Below are 17,611 nucleotides of genomic sequence, written 5' to 3'. Positions count from 1 at the left end.
TTTACAATCCTATCTCGTTAGAGATGGAATATCGGTAGTTTTTACCGATATCGAACCCCTATCGGGATTTTAAATCAATCTTTTACAATCCCATCTCGTTAGAGATGGAATATCGGTAGAAAAACGTATGGCTCCAAACCTTTTGTCCCGTAGGGACTTTACAATTATCGAATCAAATGATTCATAAAAGTAATATTTTTTTTCAATAATTGGGAATAAAACGAGAATATGAGATGTGTTAATTTGACTTTTATTTGTTTTAAAAATTTAATTTGACTTATTTTTATTAAATGAAAGTTTAATTTTTACTTTTTTATATCCTGTTTAAGAATTTTTGATACTTTTGTGCTTGAAAAATAACTTATTATGACACATACAGAAAACATACTTTCGTCAAAATCTGAAGTTTTGATCGAAAAAGAGAATAAATACGGAGCTCATAATTATCATCCGCTTCCTGTGGTTTTAGAAAAAGGAGAAGGTGTATATGTATGGGATGTTGACGGAAAAAAATATTTTGATTTCCTATCGGCTTATTCTGCTGTGAATCAAGGTCACTGTCATCCAAAAATTGTAAAAGCAATGGTCGATCAGGCGCAAAAACTGACTTTGACTTCGCGTGCTTTTTACAATGATAAATTAGGTAATTACGAAGAATATGTAACCAATTATTTTGGTTTTGATAAAGTTCTTCCAATGAATACGGGTGCTGAAGCAGTTGAAACAGCACTAAAAATATGCAGAAAATGGGCTTACGAAGTAAAAGGAATTCCTGAAAATCAAGCGCAAGTTATTGTTTGTGAGAATAATTTTCACGGAAGAACCACTACAATTATTTCATTTTCAAATGATGAAACGGCGCGTAAAAACTTCGGGCCATTTACAGATGGGTTTATAAAAATTGAATATGATAATCTTGAAGCTCTTGAAAAAGCTTTAGATTCTTCAAAAAATATAGCTGGATTTTTGGTTGAACCAATTCAAGGAGAAGCTGGAGTTTATGTTCCGTCAGAAGGTTATTTGGCGAAAGCAAAAGCATTGTGCGAAAAACATAATGTTTTATTTATTGCTGATGAAGTTCAGACAGGAATTGCACGTACAGGAAAATTATTAGCAGTTCATCATGAAGATGTACAGCCTGATATTTTGATTTTAGGAAAAGCAATTTCTGGAGGTGTTTATCCGGTTTCGGCTGTTTTGGCAAATAACGAAATCATGAATGTTATTAAACCAGGTCAGCACGGATCAACTTTTGGTGGAAATCCTGTCGCGGCTGCGGTGGCGATTGCTGCGCTGGAAGTTGTAAAAGAAGAAAAACTAGCTGAAAATGCAGAACGTCTTGGTGCAATTTTAAGAAAAGGTTTGAATGAAATTGCTGAAAGAAATGATTTGATCAAACTCGTTCGAGGAAAAGGACTTTTGAATGCAATTGTAATTAACAGTACTGAAGAGTCTGATTTGGCTTGGGAAATCTGCTTGAAATTTAGAGATAATGGATTGTTGGCAAAACCAACTCACGGAAATAAAATTAGATTTGCTCCACCATTGGTAATGAATGAAGCTCAAATTCAGGAATGTCTTGAAATTATTGAAAAATCTTTGAATGAGTTTAGATAAGGTTCTAAGATACTAAGTCGCTAAGACTCTAAGATTTTTATTAAGAAAGGTTCAGAGTTTTATAGAATAACTATAAATCTTTGAACCTTTTTCTATGTTCAAAAAACTCAGAAACTTAGCGACTTAGTATCTTAGCCTCTTAAAAAAAAACTAACTTCCGTAACCTGGGTTTTGAGTGATTTTTTTGTTGGCATCCATTTCTTTTAGTGGAATAGGGAATACCAGTCTATCTGCATCATACGGAATCAACTCTGAACCATCTCCATCTGAACTAATATCAATAGATTGTTTTGTTCTGCGGATGTCGTGAATTAAAAATCCTTCCATTCCTAATTCTAATTGGCGCTCTAACAAAATATCATCAACAGTAACGGTTGTCAATTCATCGGCGTTTGCTCTCGTACGAATAATGTTGATATCGTCAAGTGGCGTATTTCCAACAGCTGTTCCTGCGCGTAAATTACTTTCGGCTCTAATCAAATACATTTCAGCTAAGCGAATAAGTGGCACATCCCCAAATTGATCTGTATATTTAGAAGTCAAAAGTCTTCCATTATCATCGTTGATATAATTAAAAACCGCTCTATCATCAGGATCACTGAATTTCTCTAAATAAGCGTCTCTGATAGAGAAATCTCCTCCACGACCTCCGTTTCCTTCAGAAGCATAAAAAGTTACCAAATCATTCAAACCAGTTTGTTTTGTGATTTGAATGGCAAAAACATCTTCAGTCTTATCGGTATCGTGATTAAATGCGTCTGCATATTTAAGAGACAAGCCATGTCCGCTGTTTTCAATAACATCATTTGCAGCATCTCTTGCAGCCGCATAATTTTGTTGTTGCAGATAAACTCTTGCTAATAAAGCTTTAGCAGCATATTTGTCAGCATAAAAACCGTTCTCTTCAGGAAGATTAGTATAAGCCAAATTCAATCCATCAATGATTACTTTATAAACTTCATCGACAGTGCTTCTTTCTTTTGAAAGGTCTGCGCTGAAATCGTAAATGGCATTTGGTCTGATTACAACTCCCAATTGAGAATTTGCTTGTCCGGCTACATAAGGTTTTGCAAAAAATCGAACTAAGTCAAAATAAGCTAATGATCTTAAAAAATTTGCTTCTCCAATCATAACAGCTTGTTTATCTGGGTCTTTTACTTTGTCGATATTTTCGATAACTGTATTTGTAGCATTGATCATCGAGTAAAGTCTAGAATATGTTCCTTCAATAATTACATTGTTAGAAATCATTGTCTTAAGGTACATTTGTCTTAGCTCGCCATAAGTTCCTCTCCATCTTAGGTCGGTAGTACTTAAGGAGCCTGTTACACCTAATAAGTCGGCATATAGTAAAACGCGACCGCCATAGGAATTTCCGTTTGCGGCAATCGCATAAGTTCCTGTTAATATATTTGTAATACCTTCTTCGGTACTTAAAGTAACCGATGCGTCTTCAGCCTGCTTAGGATCTAAGTTTAGTTCATCTTCACAACTTGCAAAAAAGAGTGCGAAAATTATAAGTAAGATTAATTTATTTGCTTTCATTTTGTTCTTTTTAAAAATTAATATTTACCCCAATTGCCATAGTTCTAGCAGGTGGCGCAGAGTAAAAATCCTCTCCAATTCCTGAATCGTCTCTTCTTGCTTCTGGATCTGTTCCTTCATAATTTGTAAAAGTAAGCAAGTTTACAGCTGTAAAATAAATTCTTAAACTACTCATTCCTGCTTTCTGTACAGTTTCTTTAGGTAATGAGTAACCTAGCGTAACGTTACGTAAACGGATGAAATCTGCTTTGTCTAAATAGCGAGTAGATTCCTGCGTTCCGTTTGAACCTCCAAATCTTGCCTGAGGCACGTTTGTGATATCACCTGGATTCTGCCAACGATTTAACTGATCTGCGGTTTGGTTGTCAAAATAATCTGCTGCTGTCGACATATATATTCCCGCAGAGTTATAAATACTTGCGCCCCATTCACCTTGAAATGTAAAGTTAAAATCGAAATTTTTATAATTCATCGTATTGGTCAATCCAGACATTAAAGTTGGAAAAGGATTTCCGGCTACGATTCTTTTAGCTTCGCTGTAATCGTTAGTAGTACTTTTGTCCAGACTTCCATCAGCATTTACAGTGTTTTTTACAAAAAGAGCATCTCCGTTTGCAGGATCAACGCCAGCATATTCAACTAAATAAAATGATGAAATGTTTTCTCCAACGCGATTGATGTTATAATCTGTAATAACGTCAGTATTGTTGTTTGGAAGTGATTTTACTTTTGATTGGTTTGTTGTAAGGTTGAAACTAGTTGTCCATTTGAATTTTTCGGTTTCAACATTTTTTGTATTCAAAGTAATTTCAAATCCACTACTTTTTATTTCTCCAATGTTTGTATTGATCGATGTAGCACCTGAACTTAAAGCCAAAGGTTTTGCAAAAAGAAGACCATCAGTACGTTTGTCATAGTAATCGACTTCTAAATTGATCTTATTTATGAATCCGACTTCAACGCCAACATCGGTTTGAGAAGATTTCTCCCAAGTAAGATTATCATTTCCAGCTTGGCTAAAAGTCAGTCCAGATTTTAAGTTATAAGAACTTGGTCTGTACAATTGACGTGAAGCAAAGTTACCCACTTCTGCATTTCCAACCTGACCCCAGCTTGCTTTTAGTTTTAAATAACTCAGAACAGCATTGTCTTTTAAGAATTCCTCTTGCGACATAACCCATCCAGCTGAAAACGCTGGGAAAACCGCAAAACGCTCGTTTTTTCCAAAACGAGATGATCCATCACGACGAATACTTGCTTTGAAAAGATATTTATTTTTGAAACTATAATTGAAACGCCCAAATTGAGAAACAAAGGCATAATCCGTTTCACTGCCATGTCCTTCGTTGACTTCAGCACCGCCATCAACAGTGTGAAAATCGTCGTTAGGGAAATAAATACTGTTTACATCTTGGTATCTTCTGTTGTATTTGTTGAATTCCATACCGGCAACAGCATTGATAGTATGGTTTTCAGCAAAAGTAAGATCATACGTAAAGTAATTACTGAAAATATAGCTTTCAGTATTTACAGAAGTCGCAAATACAGATCCATCAGTTGCCATAAAAGGAGCATTTTTACCTTGCCAATAATCTTCGGTTTGAGTCAATAAGTCATAAGCAAAATCTGAATTGAATTTCAATCCTTTTACCAGTTTTAATTCTCCGAATATTTTTCCTGTAACTCTTCTCATAATGGTTTTCCAAGAAGTATTGTCCTTTGCTAATAAATAATTGACATACTCTGTATTTGGATTTGGAGTTCCATCTTCTAATCTTGCTTGCGAAATTGGAGCTTGAGCAAGAGATTGCATTGGAGTAGAGAATGAATTGTCATCCTGAACTCTATTGATAACAGATCTTGAGAAACCAATATTCATTCCGGCCGTAAAATGGTCTGTAATTTTATGAGAAACGTTTGATCTCGCTGTTATTCTTTCTAAATCATTGCTGTCCACAATTCCTGTAGTATTGTTGTAAGCTCCGGCAAAGAAATATTTTGTTTTGTCATCACCTCCAGATACAGAAAAATCGGCATCAGTAGTATAACCTGTGCGCAAAGCGATATCTTGCCAATTCGTGTCAATTTCTCCGTTTCTCCAATCTGTTCCTTGAGACAAATAGTCTAATTCATCTTCTACAGATTCTAAATCATCAACATTTCGTCCAGCTTCTTGCAATAATTCAACATATTGCTTTGCATTCAGGAATTTTTTAGTGTGAGTAGCTTCGCTGATACCCTGAGAGAAGTTTAAAGAGAAATTTCCTTTGCCTTCTTTCCCTTTTTTAGTTGTAATGATGACAACTCCATTAGCTCCACGAGCACCATAAATTGCTGCAGAAGAAGCATCTTTTAATACATCAATTGATTCTATTTCATTTGGGCTTAATGTCAACAATGGATTTGTTGGCGCTCCATTGCTAGACTCGTCATCTGTGATAAGTGGAATGCCATCTAAAACATATAGAGGCTGTGTGCTGGCACTAATACTCGCAGCTCCACGAACTCTAATGTTCATTCCTCCTTCAACTTTACCATTAGTTTGTGTAATCTGTACTCCGGCTAGTTTACCTACTAACGCATTTTGTACATTGGCAACAGGTACTTGCTGAATATCTTTTGCAGTTACACGCGCAATATTATCGGTTAAATTCTTTTTTGATTGTGTACCGTAACCTACAACAAGAACAGCTTCGAGCTCATTTTGAGTTTCAACCATCCTGATTGTCATGGAATTTGAAGCTTTTACTTCAACAGTTGCAAAACTAACATAACTAGCAAGTAAAATATCGCCAGTATTGGCTTGAATTTTAAAATTTCCATCAAAATCAGTTTGAGTACTGACTTTTGTTCCTTTTACTACAATATTTACTCCTGGAATTGGAACTCCTTTACTGTCCGTAACGGTTCCAGAAATTGCCCCTCCTTGAGCCACAGCTATTTGCACGCTTAAAACGAGCATCAGCCACAAAAAATGCTTTAAATTAATTTTCATTTTTTATTGTGTTTAAATTAGTTCTTTCAAATATCTTAAATTAATGTTAAGCAAAAGTCTCTTTTTAACATTAAATATAACATTGTTGATTATTTTTGTATTATCTGTAACATTTTTAATTTAAATAACCTTATTTTGTAAAAAAGGGTGTAATAAATTGATTAATTTTTAATTAAAACTTTTTGTTTAGTGTGATAAATGAAGTGAATTAACATAAAAACAAGTAAAAAACATGTTATTTGTAACATTTTGTGAAATATATGGTTATTTCGATCAGATTTGAAGTAAAAAAGCGGCTGTTCAGGAAAACAGCCGCTTTGGGTATAATTACTCAAAATATCAAAAAAAGTAATTATTTTTTTGAGACTATAGTCTCAGTATTTTAGAATTTGACTTTTTTAAGTTCCCACAAGGTTCTTATAAAAGTATCGACATCTTGTGTTGTATTATAAAATGCCAACGAAGGTCGAACTGTAGTTTCAACCCCCATTCTTCTCAAAATAGGTTGTGCGCAATGATGTCCGGTTCTAACTGCGACACCTTCTTTGTTTAAAGCCTGACCAACTTGATCGTTTGTATACCCTTGAAGATTAAAAGACAATACGCTCGCTTTGTCTTTTGCGGTACCAATTAATCGTACACCCGGAATTTCTTTCAGTTGTCTTGTTGCATATTCAAGCAAATAATGTTCGTATTGGCCAATTGCTTCAATTCCGAGTTTTGTTACGTAATCTATGGCGGCTCCAAGGCCAATTGCATCTGCAATATTTCCTGTTCCGGCTTCAAAACGATTCGGTGCTTTATGGTATTTTATTTCCTCAAAAGTCACATCCTGAATCATATTTCCACCAGATTGATACGGTTGCATTTCGTTCAACAAATCTTCTTTACCGTATAACGCGCCAATTCCCGTTGGCCCAAATAATTTATGTCCAGAGAAAACCAACCAATCCGGATTTAAATCCTGAACATCTACTTTCATGTGCGAAACAGATTGTGCGCCGTCAATTAAGACTTTTGCTCCGGCTGCGTGTGCCATTTCAGTTATTTTTTTTGCCGGAGTAACAGTTCCAAGTGCATTTGAAACTTGTGTAAAAGCTACTAATCGCGTTTTAGAATTCAGCAGTTTTGCATATTCATCAAGCAAAATCTGGCCGTCATCGTCAACCGGAATTACGCGAAGTTTTAATCCTTTTTTATCGGCTAATCTTTTCCATGGAACAATATTCGCATGATGCTCCAAATTACTCACGATAATTTCATCTCCAGAATTTAAATTTTGATCTCCCCAAGTTGAAGCCACTAAATTTATTGCTTCTGTTGCGCCTCGGACAAAAACAATTTCGTTTACAGAGGAAGCATTTAAAAATGTTTTCACTTTTTCTCTCGCCGCTTCATAAGCGTCAGATGCTCTTGCCGCTAATTCATGCGCCGCACGATGAATGTTTGAATTTTCATGCTCGTAGAAATAGGCAATACGATCAATAACCGATTTTGGTTTTTGAGTTGTTGCTGCATTATCAAACCACACCAAAGGTTTTCCGTTTACAGTTTCGCTTAAAATTGGAAAATCTTTTTTGATTAATTCGGCATTAAAATGCGAATTTGTACTGCCACTTAATGGATTTGTTCCAAAAGAATTTCCAACAATAGCATTTGTATTTTTCGAATAAACGAACGGATTCTGCTCTAAAAAATAATACGAATTTTCATTTCCGCTTGACGGAAAATCGGAATGCTTTCTAAAAAAAGTATCAACGCTTTCTAATGCCGCTTTTAACTCATTTTCAAAAGAAGAATTCTCACTTTGAAAAGGCAAATACTGATCATTTAAAAACAGTGATGAAAACAGTGATTCTTCATTTAGTTGTGGTGTATCGTTGTTTTTTAAATTGACATCGTTAAAACCTGTCTGCGGATTATTAATATTTAATCCGTTATCTTCTGGAATTCCAGATGAAGGAATTCCATATTTAGGATCATAACCTGCACCTGCGTTTGGATATAAAGCAGCGGCGCTAGAACTTTGAGAAGCACTAGCAGGCGAGCCTCCAAAACCGCTAAATGAAGGCGGAACCAGATTAACATTTAACGGATTTTGCGCTTGAAACGGAGCAACAATATTGGCACCGCCCGCATGCAAAAGTGTTTCTGCAATTTTTGTCGCTCGCGGATGTTCTGCTTTATCTGGGCTTAATGAAATTTCTTTCGGAAATTCATTTGGCAAAGCACTGAACAGCTCGTTGGCTAAATTTTGCAGTTCGTCAATGTTTGGCAAACCGTTTATGTTAGTATTTGTACTCATGATACTTTCCTATTTCGACATCTTCTAAAACTGCGATGGCATCATCAACCAAAATGGCTAAAGAACAATAAAGTGAAACTAGGTAAGAAGCAATCGCTTTTTCATTAATTCCCATAAAACGAACTGATAATCCTGGAGATTGTTCGCCTTGTAATCCTGGCTGAATAAGTCCGATTACACCTTGACGACTTTCGCCTGTACGAAGCAGAATAATTTTTGATTTTCCTTTTACGATTGGCAATTTATCTGATGGAATCAGCGGAATACCTCTCCAAGTTAAAAACTGGGATCCAAATAAAGAAATTGTCGGTGGCGGAACACCTCTTCGAGTACATTCGCGTCCAAAAGCGGCAATTGCAAGCGGATGCAATAAAAAGAAGCCAGGTTCTTTCCAAACTTTAGTCAGCAATTCGTCTAAATCATCTGGAGTTGGTGCGCCGGTTCTGGTTTTTATAATTTGTGAAGGAGCGACATTGCTCAATAATCCGTAATCTTTATTATTGATTAATTCGCTTTCTTGACGCTCTTTAATGGTTTCTATTGCCAGTCGTAGCTGCTCTGTAATTTGATTGTATGGTTTGCTGTACAAGTCAGAAACACGCGTATGGACTTCTACAATCGTTTGAACGGCTGCAAGATTATATTCTCTAGGATTTTCGATATAATCAACAAAAGTATTTGGTAAAACCCTTTCGTCACGTGCAGAACAATCGACTTCAATGTGGTTGGCATTTTTTACTTTGTTTAAACGAAAAACTCCCGATTCTACTGGTGTCCAATGCAAAAGATGCGTCAGCCAGCGTGGAGAAGTGGTTCCAATTTGGGGTACGGTACGAGTTGCAATCGCGAGTTGTCTTGCTGCAACATCGCCTAATGCGGTCTGTTGTTGTTTTGATTCTGCCATTTTTTTGGTTGTTTTATAGGTTTATAATATATTTTTTGTTTGCTTAAAGTTATTCATAATTTTATTCAAATAGCTCATCTACAGATAAATATCTTTCACCTGTGTCGTAATTAAATGTCAGGATTACAGCATTTTCTGGAATATCTTTCAACTTTTTAGAAATTGCCGAAAGTACCGCTCCAGTAGATATTCCAGCAAATATTCCTTCTTCTTTGGCAATCTTTTTAGTGAAATTGTACGATTCGTTTTTGTCAACCGTTAAAATCTGATCAACATATTCTCGGTTGAAAACTTCAGGAATAAATCCCGCTCCAATTCCTTGAAAAGGGTGAGGAGAAGGAAGTCCTCCACTTAAAACTGGCGACAAAGCAGGCTCAACGGCAAAAGTTTGCAGATTTGGAAAATGCTGTTTCAAAATTTTAGAAACCCCAGTAATATGACCGCCAGTTCCAACTCCGGTAATTAGATAATCAATGCCATCTGGAAAATCGGCTAAAATTTCCTGAGCAGTTGTTCTTTCATGAATTTCAACATTTGCCTTATTGGTGAATTGCGAAGGAAGAAATGAATTCTTTATTGTTGCCGCTAATTCTTTAGCTCTTTCAACTGCTCCAGAAGTTCCTTTTTCTCTTGGAGTCAATACATATTCAGCACCATAAGCACTTAAAATTCTTCGTCGTTCAACGCTCATTGATTCGGGCATTACCACAATTACTTTATAACCTTTTACGGCTGCAACTAATGAAAGTCCAATTCCAGTATTTCCTGAAGTTGGCTCAATAATAACGGTGTCTTCATTGATAAGTCCTTTTTGCTCAGCATCTTCAATCATTGCAAGTGCTATTCGATCTTTAATACTGGATCCCGGATTTGATTTTTCTAATTTGATCCACACTTCATGTGATTTAAAAAGTTTGTTTAACCGAATGTGAGGAGTGTTTCCAATTGTTTCTAAAATGTTTTGATATTTCATGTGAGTTTTGATATTTTAAATAGAATAAAAAATGGGTGCTGGAAAAGGATTATTGTCTCGAATTTTGATTTCGTTTTTATGATAAACAACTGAATTTGAAGGAACGGTGTAAGTGAGCCAGACATTTCCTCCGATAATAGAATCTTTTCCAACCGTGGTTTGACCACCAAGAATGGTACTATTGGCATATATAATAACATTGTCCTCAATTGTTGGATGTCTTTTTACGAAGGCTTCATCTTTTTTGACACTCAAAGCGCCAAGCGTAACACCTTGATAAATTGTACATTATCGCCAATTACTGTTGTTTCGCCAATCACGATTCCTGTTCCGTGATCGATTGCAAAATCGCTTCCAATTTGTGCTCCGGGATGAATTTCAATACTTGTTTTGATATGAGCGTACTCTGAAATTGTTCGGGCTAATAATTTTAAATCCTGCTTCCAAAGCTGGTGAGAAAATCGGTAAACGGCTATTGCGAAAAAACCTGGATACGAGTACAATACTTCCTCTAGAGATTTGGCAGCAGGATCTTTTGTAAATATAGTTAGCGCATCGTTAAGCGCTTTTTTGTGCAAATGCGGTATCGCTTCAAAAAAGATTTTAGTTTGTAGTTTTTGGTCGCTTTTTGGCGAAAAATCCAAAACCAAGTCATCAAACTGTTTTTCCAACTGATTGAATTTGTATTTGATTGTTGCCTCAGATTCTAATGATTTTGAGGTATTCGAAAATAAGATGACAAACAAATCATCTATAAACTGATGGATTAATTTTTTCTCAGGCAGAATGACTAAGTCATGATGCTGTTTTGCTATTTCTTGATAAAATGTACTCATAAGGAATATTTTATAGTTAGAAAAAGATTTTTATTTCTTTAGAGATGCACCACCCGGCATTACTTCTGGTTTTAGTTTGAACTTGCTGTATTCTACAACGCCAGTTCGATCTGCCCATTCAAAATAAGATGCCGAAAGTTTATTTACTATTCCTGGATTTTGTTGTGCCACATTTGTTGTTTCGCCACGATCAGTTTCGAGATTATAAAGTTCCCATTCGTATGATGGATAAATCGAAACCAATTTCCATTTTCCGTCACGAACCGCTCTGTTTCCGGCTCTTTCCCAGAATAACGGTTCGCCTCGGTTAACTTCTGAAACATTATCAAATAAAACAGGAAGCAAGCTTTTCCCTGGAAGCGGATTTGCAGTAATACCATTATATTCTTTTGGATATTGAATTCCGGCTAATTCGTAGAAAGTAGGAGCAAGGTCAATAATATGTCCGGTTCCTTTATCGATTCTTCCCGCTTTGATTTTTGAAGGAAACCAAGCAATAAATGGTGAACTGAAACCACCTTCGTGCATATTATTTTTATATTGCTGAAGCGGGGTATTCGATAAATAAGCCCAGTTTTGTTCTTGATAATCAAACGATCCCGAAGTTCCAACTGGACCATCATTTCGAACCAAACCTCTTCCAAGTGGATTGTAAGTATTGAATCCGCCTTGAGCGCCATTGTCTGAAATGAAAATGATCAACGTGTTTTTATCTTTTTTAAGGGCTTTTAGTTTATCCAAAACTTTCCCCACATTCTGATCCATGTTGTCAACCATTGCGGCATAAACTTCCATTTTGGCTTTCCAGAATTGTTTTTCGTCGTAAGATAATTTACTCCATTCTGGAACTTCTGGATCTCTTGGCGAAATAGTCTGATTGGCAGGTAAAATACCATTGGCTTTTAATTTCTCGATTCTTTTTTCTCTCAAAACATCCCAGCCTTCATCAAATTTTCCTCTGTATTTTGCAATGTCAACAGGTTTTGCCTGCAACGGCCAATGTGGCGCTGTAAAAGCTAAATACAAGAAAAAAGGTTTGTTTTCTTTGTTTTGTTCGTCTAAGAAAGTGACAGCATTATTCCCAATTTCATCTGTAAAATAATACGAATCATCTTTTGGATGCAGTTCTTCATTATTTCGAATTAATTTTACTGGATAAGGTGTTTTCCCGAAAGGCAAAGGCTTTGTATCAAAATAATTCGAAGCGCCTTTTAAGATGCCATAAAATTTATCAAAACCTCTCTGATTTGGCCATTGCGCCTGATCCTCAGAGCCAACGTGCCATTTTCCTGATAAAATCGTGCTATAACCTCCAGAACGGAAAACCTCTCCCAAAGTCAAAGATTCTTTATTCAAATAGCCTTGATAAGCAGGCAATCCTAAATTCACATCAAAAAATCCAACTCCGGCTTTATGCTGATATTGTCCCGTTAGGAGCGAAGCACGGGTTGGCGCACAAATCGAGTTATTATAGAATTCACGTAAACGTAAACCTTCACTCGCCAATTTATCCAAGTTTGGTGTTTTGATTTCTGAACCATAATTTCCTAAATCAGAATAGCCCATATCATCTACCATAATCAGAATGATATTTGGTTTTGAAGTATTCTGAGCATTTGTTTTTGTAAAACTTGCAGATCCGATTATCAAGGCAGAAAATAATATTGAGGTAATTTTAGTATTCATTTTAAAATGCTTTTTGTTTGTTGTTTTTTTGTTTTGAAAGTGATAAATGTTCTTTAATTGACGATTTTCTGTTGCCGCAGAAATTCCTTTATTCTTAATTATATAACATTGTTGTGCAACTTCGTTTGAGGCGAATTGCAAAACATATTGTAAATGAAATTGGAGTAAAAGTGGGGTTTGTTCTGATTTTTGATTTAGGCAAAATCATGACAAACAAATGTGAGGATTAACAACAGCTACACATATAACAAAAAGTGTTATAGGCGTAATTTTTAGGAAGAATGAAAGACGTTCTGTTTACTATTGTTTTCAAAATGTAAGTTTTAAATATTAAACTCTACTAATTCTATAGACAAAGTTATATTTAATATTGTAAAAACCAAATTAATCTTGATTTTTTTTTGAAAAAAGAAGTGAGAAAGAAATGATTTGCCACGAATTACGCGAATTCACACGAATTAAATTTGTGAAAATTGGCGAAATTGGTGGCATAAAAAAGAATTAGGAAGAACTTTGTCAAAGTTTAAAACTTTGACAAAGTAACCATAAAGATTGTCATTTCGACGGAGGAGAAATCGCACAAGAAACTCCGCAAAGATTGTCGAATTTCTTTGTCGAATTCCTAGTGTGATTTCTCCTCCGTCGAAATGACAAACAAGACGTATAATTAATGCTTTTAAAAAACTTGGCGAACCTTGCGTAAAACCTTGCGAACTTCGCGGTTAAATCATCATCCAAACAAAAAATAAGCAATAATCAACGTAACAATGACATTGAATAATTGTGCCAATAAAAAAGCATACAAAGGTTTTCGGCTGTTATTAGCAAGCAAATCTTTAAAATTAGTTTCTAAACCAATGCTTGTAAAAGCCAAAGCAAACCAAATTCCCTGCAAATTCTTCAAACTGTCTTTTACTGAATCACGAACTTCGGAAGTAATAAAAAAAGAAAATAGGAGAGAAGCCAGAATGAAACCAATAACAAACTTTGGAAAACGTTCCCAAATAACACTTAAAGTAGGTTTTGATTCTAGAACTTCCGCTGATTTGTTATGTGTGTAAGTCCAATAAACCGATATAGCAAAAGCCGCTAATCCTAATAAAACATTCTGCGAAAATTTTACGATTGTACTGATTTTTAAAGCGGTTTCGCCAACCAAACTCCCAGAAGCCACAACTGCTCCCGAAGTATCAATACTGCCGCCTAACCATGCGCCAGTGACTTCTTCGGGAAAGTTGAAATATTTGGCAATTATGGGCATGAAAATCATCATTGGAATGGCAGTTACCAAAACGATTGAAATGACGTAAGACAGTTTTTTAGAATCGCCTTTGATAGCGCCAGAAGTTGCAATCGCGGCCGAAACACCACAAATTGAAACGGCGCTGGAAATCATCATTGTCAATTCATCATCAACTTTTAATTTTCGGCAAAGCCAAAAGGCGAAATACCAGACAGACAAAACAACAACCAAAGCCTGTATTAAGCCTAATGAACCTGCCTTTAAGATATCAGAGAAAATTACACTGGTTCCTAGTAAAACCAATCCGATTTTGACGAATAATTCTGTAGATAGTGCCGAGCGAAACCAGTCAGGAAGTTTGAAGAAATTCCCAATTGCTAAACCAATTATCAAACTGAAAATTACAGCTTCTAAATTAATGGATTTTATTGCCGAATTTCCTGCCAGAATTAATGCAATCAATGTTAAAAGATAAACAATTGGAAAAGTAAATAGAAAGTATTTTATTGATTTTCCAATTAAAAAAGTGCCAAAAGTTCCGATAGCAATCAGATATAAAAATTGTGTGAAAAGGATTTTTAGATTGGCGCTATCAAATACATTTTGAAATAAATCGGAAGTATTTGACCAAGTGAAAACAGGAACTTCTGGAAGAAATATAAAAAGTGAAATCCCGATGATTATGAAGCCCAGAATTACCACTGTCCAATCTTCGTGAATATTAAATTGTTTGGGTTGAGTTGACATTTGTTTTTGATTTGATTCTTCTAAAATTTTATTTCAATTGCCTCCAGCTTCAGCTGGAGGTAACTGATTTGCGAATAGAAAAGGCTTTAGCCGAATAAAAAGTTTGGCTAAAGCCTTTTGCACTTCAGACTTTAAACCTCCAGCTGAAGCTGGAGGCAATTAATTTTTGGATATGAGCGCTAAACCCGACAGTCCCGAAACCTCGGGATAAAACCTGTCGGGTTTCTAAAAAGTTATAATTACAAATCCACAAAGTATTTTTGTTTTCCAAAATCGAATTCATAATAAGTCAAATTAGGCCAAAGTGGCTTAATCAAACCTTTTTCCCAATTTTGTAAAGCGGTTTGAAGTTCTTTTACTTTTTCTGGATTTTTTGAAGCTAGATCGGTAGTTTCAGATTTGTCTTTTGATAAATCATAAAGCCATGTTTCGTGTGTTTTGCCGCTTACAATTAATTTCCAATTTCCGCTTCGAATCGCTTTTGCATCACCAGAACGCCAGTATAAATCTTTATGCGCTTCTTTATTGTTGTTTACCACATCAATTAAATCGACACCATCATAAATACGGTCTTTTGGCAAACCAGAATGAGTCACAGAAGCTATTGTACTGAAAATATCTAGAGAACTTACAGGTGTTTTATAAATGGTATGCGGCTTGATTTTTCCTTTCCACGAAAGTGCAAACGGAACATTGATTCCGCCTTCAAAATGTGAAAATTTACCACCTTTTAAAGGTGCATTTGTCGTTGCAAAAGTATAATCTGCACCACCGTTGTCGCTGGCAAAAATGATCAACGTATTTTCTTCTAAACCTTCTTTTTTGACTTTTGCTCTAATTCTTCCAATAGCATCATCAAGCGCGCTGATCATCGCATAGTAAACGCGTTTATTCTCGTCTTTTACATTCGGGAAACGATCGTAATATTTTTTACGAACCTGAAAAGGCGTGTGCGGAGCGTTGAACGGAACGTAAAGCAAAAACGGTTTGTTTTTATTTTTGTCAATAAAAGCTTCGGCTTCATCGGCAAAAGTTTCAGTCAAATAGGCTTTATCATGAATAATGGTTGTATCTCGGCGAATTTGCCCAATTCCAACACGGCCATTTCCCCAAATCATTTTATCGGTAAAATCTTTATGATGATGATTGATGATATCCGGATTATCATCTTCTGGCGTATAAAGCGAAAAAGCCTGATAAAATCCGTAATGATAATCGAAACCGCGGTCCAAAGGGAAAAATCCTTTGTTATGCCCCAAATGCCATTTCCCGATAATTGCAGTGCTGTAGCCTTGTTTCTTGGCCAAATCCGCAAAAGTGATTTCAGATTGTGGTAAACCTTGCGTGGCTATAGAAGCTTCATTTGGGTAATTGATTTTATCATTTAATCGCCAATTATTGGTATTGATCAAATATTTGAAAGCGTAATATTCCAGATTGTTTTTTGGATAGCGATCGCCTGGCTGGTATTCGTGGCCAAAACGTTCTTGATAACGTCCCGTAAGCAATCCGGCGCGCGATGGCGAACAAATAGAAGCTGAAACGTAACCATCTGTAAAAGTAACTCCGGAAGCGGCCAAAGAATCAATTTGAGGTGTTGGAGTTGATTTTCCTCCATAAAGAGAGATATCATATTTACCTAAATCATCAGCAAGAAGAATAATGATGTTGGGCTTTTTTTCAGAAGTTGAAGTGTCTTTCTGCGCTAAAAAGGCAGCTTTTCCTTCAGCTAATTTTTCATTGGGTTTTATTAAAGTACCATCGGTATTTATGGGCCAGAATAAAAATGCTGCAAGAATTAGTAGCACTATTAAAATGGGTAATCCAATTTTGGTTATTTTTTTATAGGTTGCCATATTTTGGTGAGTTAATTTTTGGTTTGTATTTCTGGTTGTTCGGTAAGATTTGTCATTTCGAGGAACGAGAAATCACACGCGAAACTCTGCACAGATAGTCGCCAATCTTTGTCGAATTGTTAGTGTGATTTCTCGTTCCTCGAAATGACAAAAATGCGGTTAAATCTTCTTGTGAAAATTAATTTATTTTCGAAGCCAAAGCCACATCAACCTCATTTTTCAAATTTTCAAAACCTTCTTTTTTGAGAATGATTTTTCCATTTTGATATAATATTAAAGTTGGGAAAACTCTGATTGTCTTTAAATCGGCAATGACTTGTGTGTTGTCTTCCAGATCAATTTCAACTATTTTCAAGTTGCTTCCATATTGTGCTTTTATGGATTCCAGAATCGGTTTTACTTTTTTGCAGGCGCCACAATAAACAGAGCCAATATCAACTAAAACCGTTTTGTTATCAGAAATAATTTTATTGTATTCAGCCAAAGTCAGTTTACTTTTAGAATTGGCAAAATAAGGTTTCCCACCACCAATCCAATTGGCAATACCGCCTTCTAAACTATAGGCTTCAGCGAAACCGTTTTTAAGCAATTCATTTTGCAATTGAACACTTCTTCCAGCTCCAATGGAATAAATAAAAACGGGTTTTGTTTTGTCTAATTTTGCAACTTGCTTTGCATAATCTTTAGATTCCAAATTGAAATTTACAGCACCAATAATATGATTCAAAGCAAATTCATCGGGACCTCGCGCATCAATAATCTGCGGACTTTTTTGGCTTTGGATTTTAGAATAAAAAGAATCTAAAGTCAGCGTATTTTTGCTTTTATTTTGCGAAAAGACAGCAATTGCAAGTAAAAATACAATTGCTGTCAAACTATTTTTGAAAGTTGAGTTTTTCATCTT

At 35.6% G+C, this 17,611-nt stretch carries 12 protein-coding genes; 1 reads left to right on the top strand and 11 read right to left on the bottom strand.

From position 1 onward, the window contains the following. Nucleotides 1-366 precede the first annotated feature (366 nt). A complete protein-coding gene (gene rocD / locus EYY60_RS04165; RefSeq protein WP_132988139.1) occupies nt 367-1,617 on the top strand; it encodes an ornithine--oxo-acid transaminase in 1,251 nt (416 codons plus the stop codon). Between the two features lie 150 nt (nt 1,618-1,767). Here the strand turns inward: rocD and EYY60_RS04160 are convergent, their stop codons facing one another. The 11 genes from EYY60_RS04160 to EYY60_RS04115 all read right to left on the bottom strand — a co-directional run bounded on the left by EYY60_RS04160 (nt 1,768) and on the right by EYY60_RS04115 (nt 17,608). Continuing rightward, nucleotides 1,768-3,162, bottom strand: coding sequence for a RagB/SusD family nutrient uptake outer membrane protein (locus tag EYY60_RS04160; RefSeq protein WP_132988138.1), 1,395 nt, complete (start codon nt 3,160-3,162; stop codon nt 1,768-1,770). 10 nt (nt 3,163-3,172) lie between these two features. Beyond that, complete coding sequence (locus tag EYY60_RS04155) at nt 3,173-6,157, bottom strand: SusC/RagA family TonB-linked outer membrane protein (RefSeq protein ID WP_132988137.1); 2,985 nt, start codon at nt 6,155-6,157, stop codon at nt 3,173-3,175. Between the two features lie 382 nt (nt 6,158-6,539). After that, complete coding sequence (locus EYY60_RS04150) at nt 6,540-8,462, bottom strand: family 2A encapsulin nanocompartment cargo protein cysteine desulfurase (protein WP_132988136.1); 1,923 nt, start codon at nt 8,460-8,462, stop codon at nt 6,540-6,542. Further along, nucleotides 8,446-9,366, bottom strand: coding sequence for a family 2A encapsulin nanocompartment shell protein (locus tag EYY60_RS04145; RefSeq protein ID WP_132988135.1), 921 nt, complete (start codon nt 9,364-9,366; stop codon nt 8,446-8,448). The genes EYY60_RS04150 and EYY60_RS04145 overlap by 17 nt, the downstream gene beginning before the upstream one ends. Before the next feature lie 61 nt (nt 9,367-9,427). Continuing rightward, nucleotides 9,428-10,339 carry a cysteine synthase A gene (gene cysK, locus EYY60_RS04140; protein WP_132988134.1) on the bottom strand — a complete coding sequence of 304 codons (912 nt, stop codon included), beginning with the start codon at nt 10,337-10,339 and terminating at the stop codon, nt 9,428-9,430. A gap of 15 nt (nt 10,340-10,354) precedes the next feature. Next, nucleotides 10,355-10,594 carry a hypothetical protein gene (locus EYY60_RS22545; protein WP_317128849.1) on the bottom strand — a complete coding sequence of 80 codons (240 nt, stop codon included), beginning with the start codon at nt 10,592-10,594 and terminating at the stop codon, nt 10,355-10,357. After that, on the bottom strand, nt 10,591-11,175 hold the full coding sequence (locus tag EYY60_RS04135) for a serine O-acetyltransferase (protein WP_317128848.1): 585 nt from the start codon (nt 11,173-11,175) through the stop codon (nt 10,591-10,593). The genes EYY60_RS22545 and EYY60_RS04135 overlap by 4 nt, the downstream gene beginning before the upstream one ends. 30 nt (nt 11,176-11,205) lie before the next feature. Beyond that, complete coding sequence (locus EYY60_RS04130) at nt 11,206-12,861, bottom strand: arylsulfatase (RefSeq protein ID WP_132988133.1); 1,656 nt, start codon at nt 12,859-12,861, stop codon at nt 11,206-11,208. 730 nt (nt 12,862-13,591) lie between these two features. Beyond that, nucleotides 13,592-14,851: a YeiH family protein gene (locus EYY60_RS04125; RefSeq protein ID WP_132988132.1), complete on the bottom strand. Its 1,260-nt coding sequence runs from the start codon at nt 14,849-14,851 to the stop codon at nt 13,592-13,594. A 239-nt stretch (nt 14,852-15,090) separates the two neighbouring features. Next, the gene (locus EYY60_RS04120) at nt 15,091-16,707 is read right to left on the bottom strand and encodes a sulfatase-like hydrolase/transferase (protein WP_132988131.1); all 1,617 of its coding nucleotides are present in this window, start codon (nt 16,705-16,707) and stop codon (nt 15,091-15,093) included. Between the two features lie 178 nt (nt 16,708-16,885). Beyond that, nucleotides 16,886-17,608 (bottom strand): thioredoxin domain-containing protein, encoded by a 723-nt coding sequence (locus EYY60_RS04115; protein WP_132988130.1) that lies wholly within the window; start codon nt 17,606-17,608, stop codon nt 16,886-16,888. Nucleotides 17,609-17,611: the final 3 nt, after the last annotated feature.

Origin of the sequence: Flavobacterium zhairuonense (assembly GCF_004352915.1) — a bacterium.
Lineage (GTDB): Bacteria > Bacteroidota > Bacteroidia > Flavobacteriales > Flavobacteriaceae > Flavobacterium > Flavobacterium zhairuonense.
This window is presented reverse-complemented; position numbering and strand designations above follow the sequence as displayed.

Coding starts and splice junctions, on each gene's coding strand:
- rocD (WP_132988139.1), top strand. CDS start 367: ATGACACATACAGAAAACATACTTTCGTCAAAATCTGAAGTTTTGATC.
- EYY60_RS04160 (WP_132988138.1), bottom strand. CDS start 3,162: ATGAAAGCAAATAAATTAATCTTACTTATAATTTTCGCACTCTTTTTT.
- EYY60_RS04155 (WP_132988137.1), bottom strand. CDS start 6,157: ATGAAAATTAATTTAAAGCATTTTTTGTGGCTGATGCTCGTTTTAAGC.
- EYY60_RS04150 (WP_132988136.1), bottom strand. CDS start 8,462: ATGAGTACAAATACTAACATAAACGGTTTGCCAAACATTGACGAACTG.
- EYY60_RS04145 (WP_132988135.1), bottom strand. CDS start 9,366: ATGGCAGAATCAAAACAACAACAGACCGCATTAGGCGATGTTGCAGCA.
- cysK (WP_132988134.1), bottom strand. CDS start 10,339: ATGAAATATCAAAACATTTTAGAAACAATTGGAAACACTCCTCACATT.
- EYY60_RS04135 (WP_317128848.1), bottom strand. CDS start 11,175: ATGAGTACATTTTATCAAGAAATAGCAAAACAGCATCATGACTTAGTC.
- EYY60_RS04130 (WP_132988133.1), bottom strand. CDS start 12,861: ATGAATACTAAAATTACCTCAATATTATTTTCTGCCTTGATAATCGGA.
- EYY60_RS04125 (WP_132988132.1), bottom strand. CDS start 14,851: ATGTCAACTCAACCCAAACAATTTAATATTCACGAAGATTGGACAGTG.
- EYY60_RS04120 (WP_132988131.1), bottom strand. CDS start 16,707: ATGGCAACCTATAAAAAAATAACCAAAATTGGATTACCCATTTTAATA.
- EYY60_RS04115 (WP_132988130.1), bottom strand. CDS start 17,608: ATGAAAAACTCAACTTTCAAAAATAGTTTGACAGCAATTGTATTTTTA.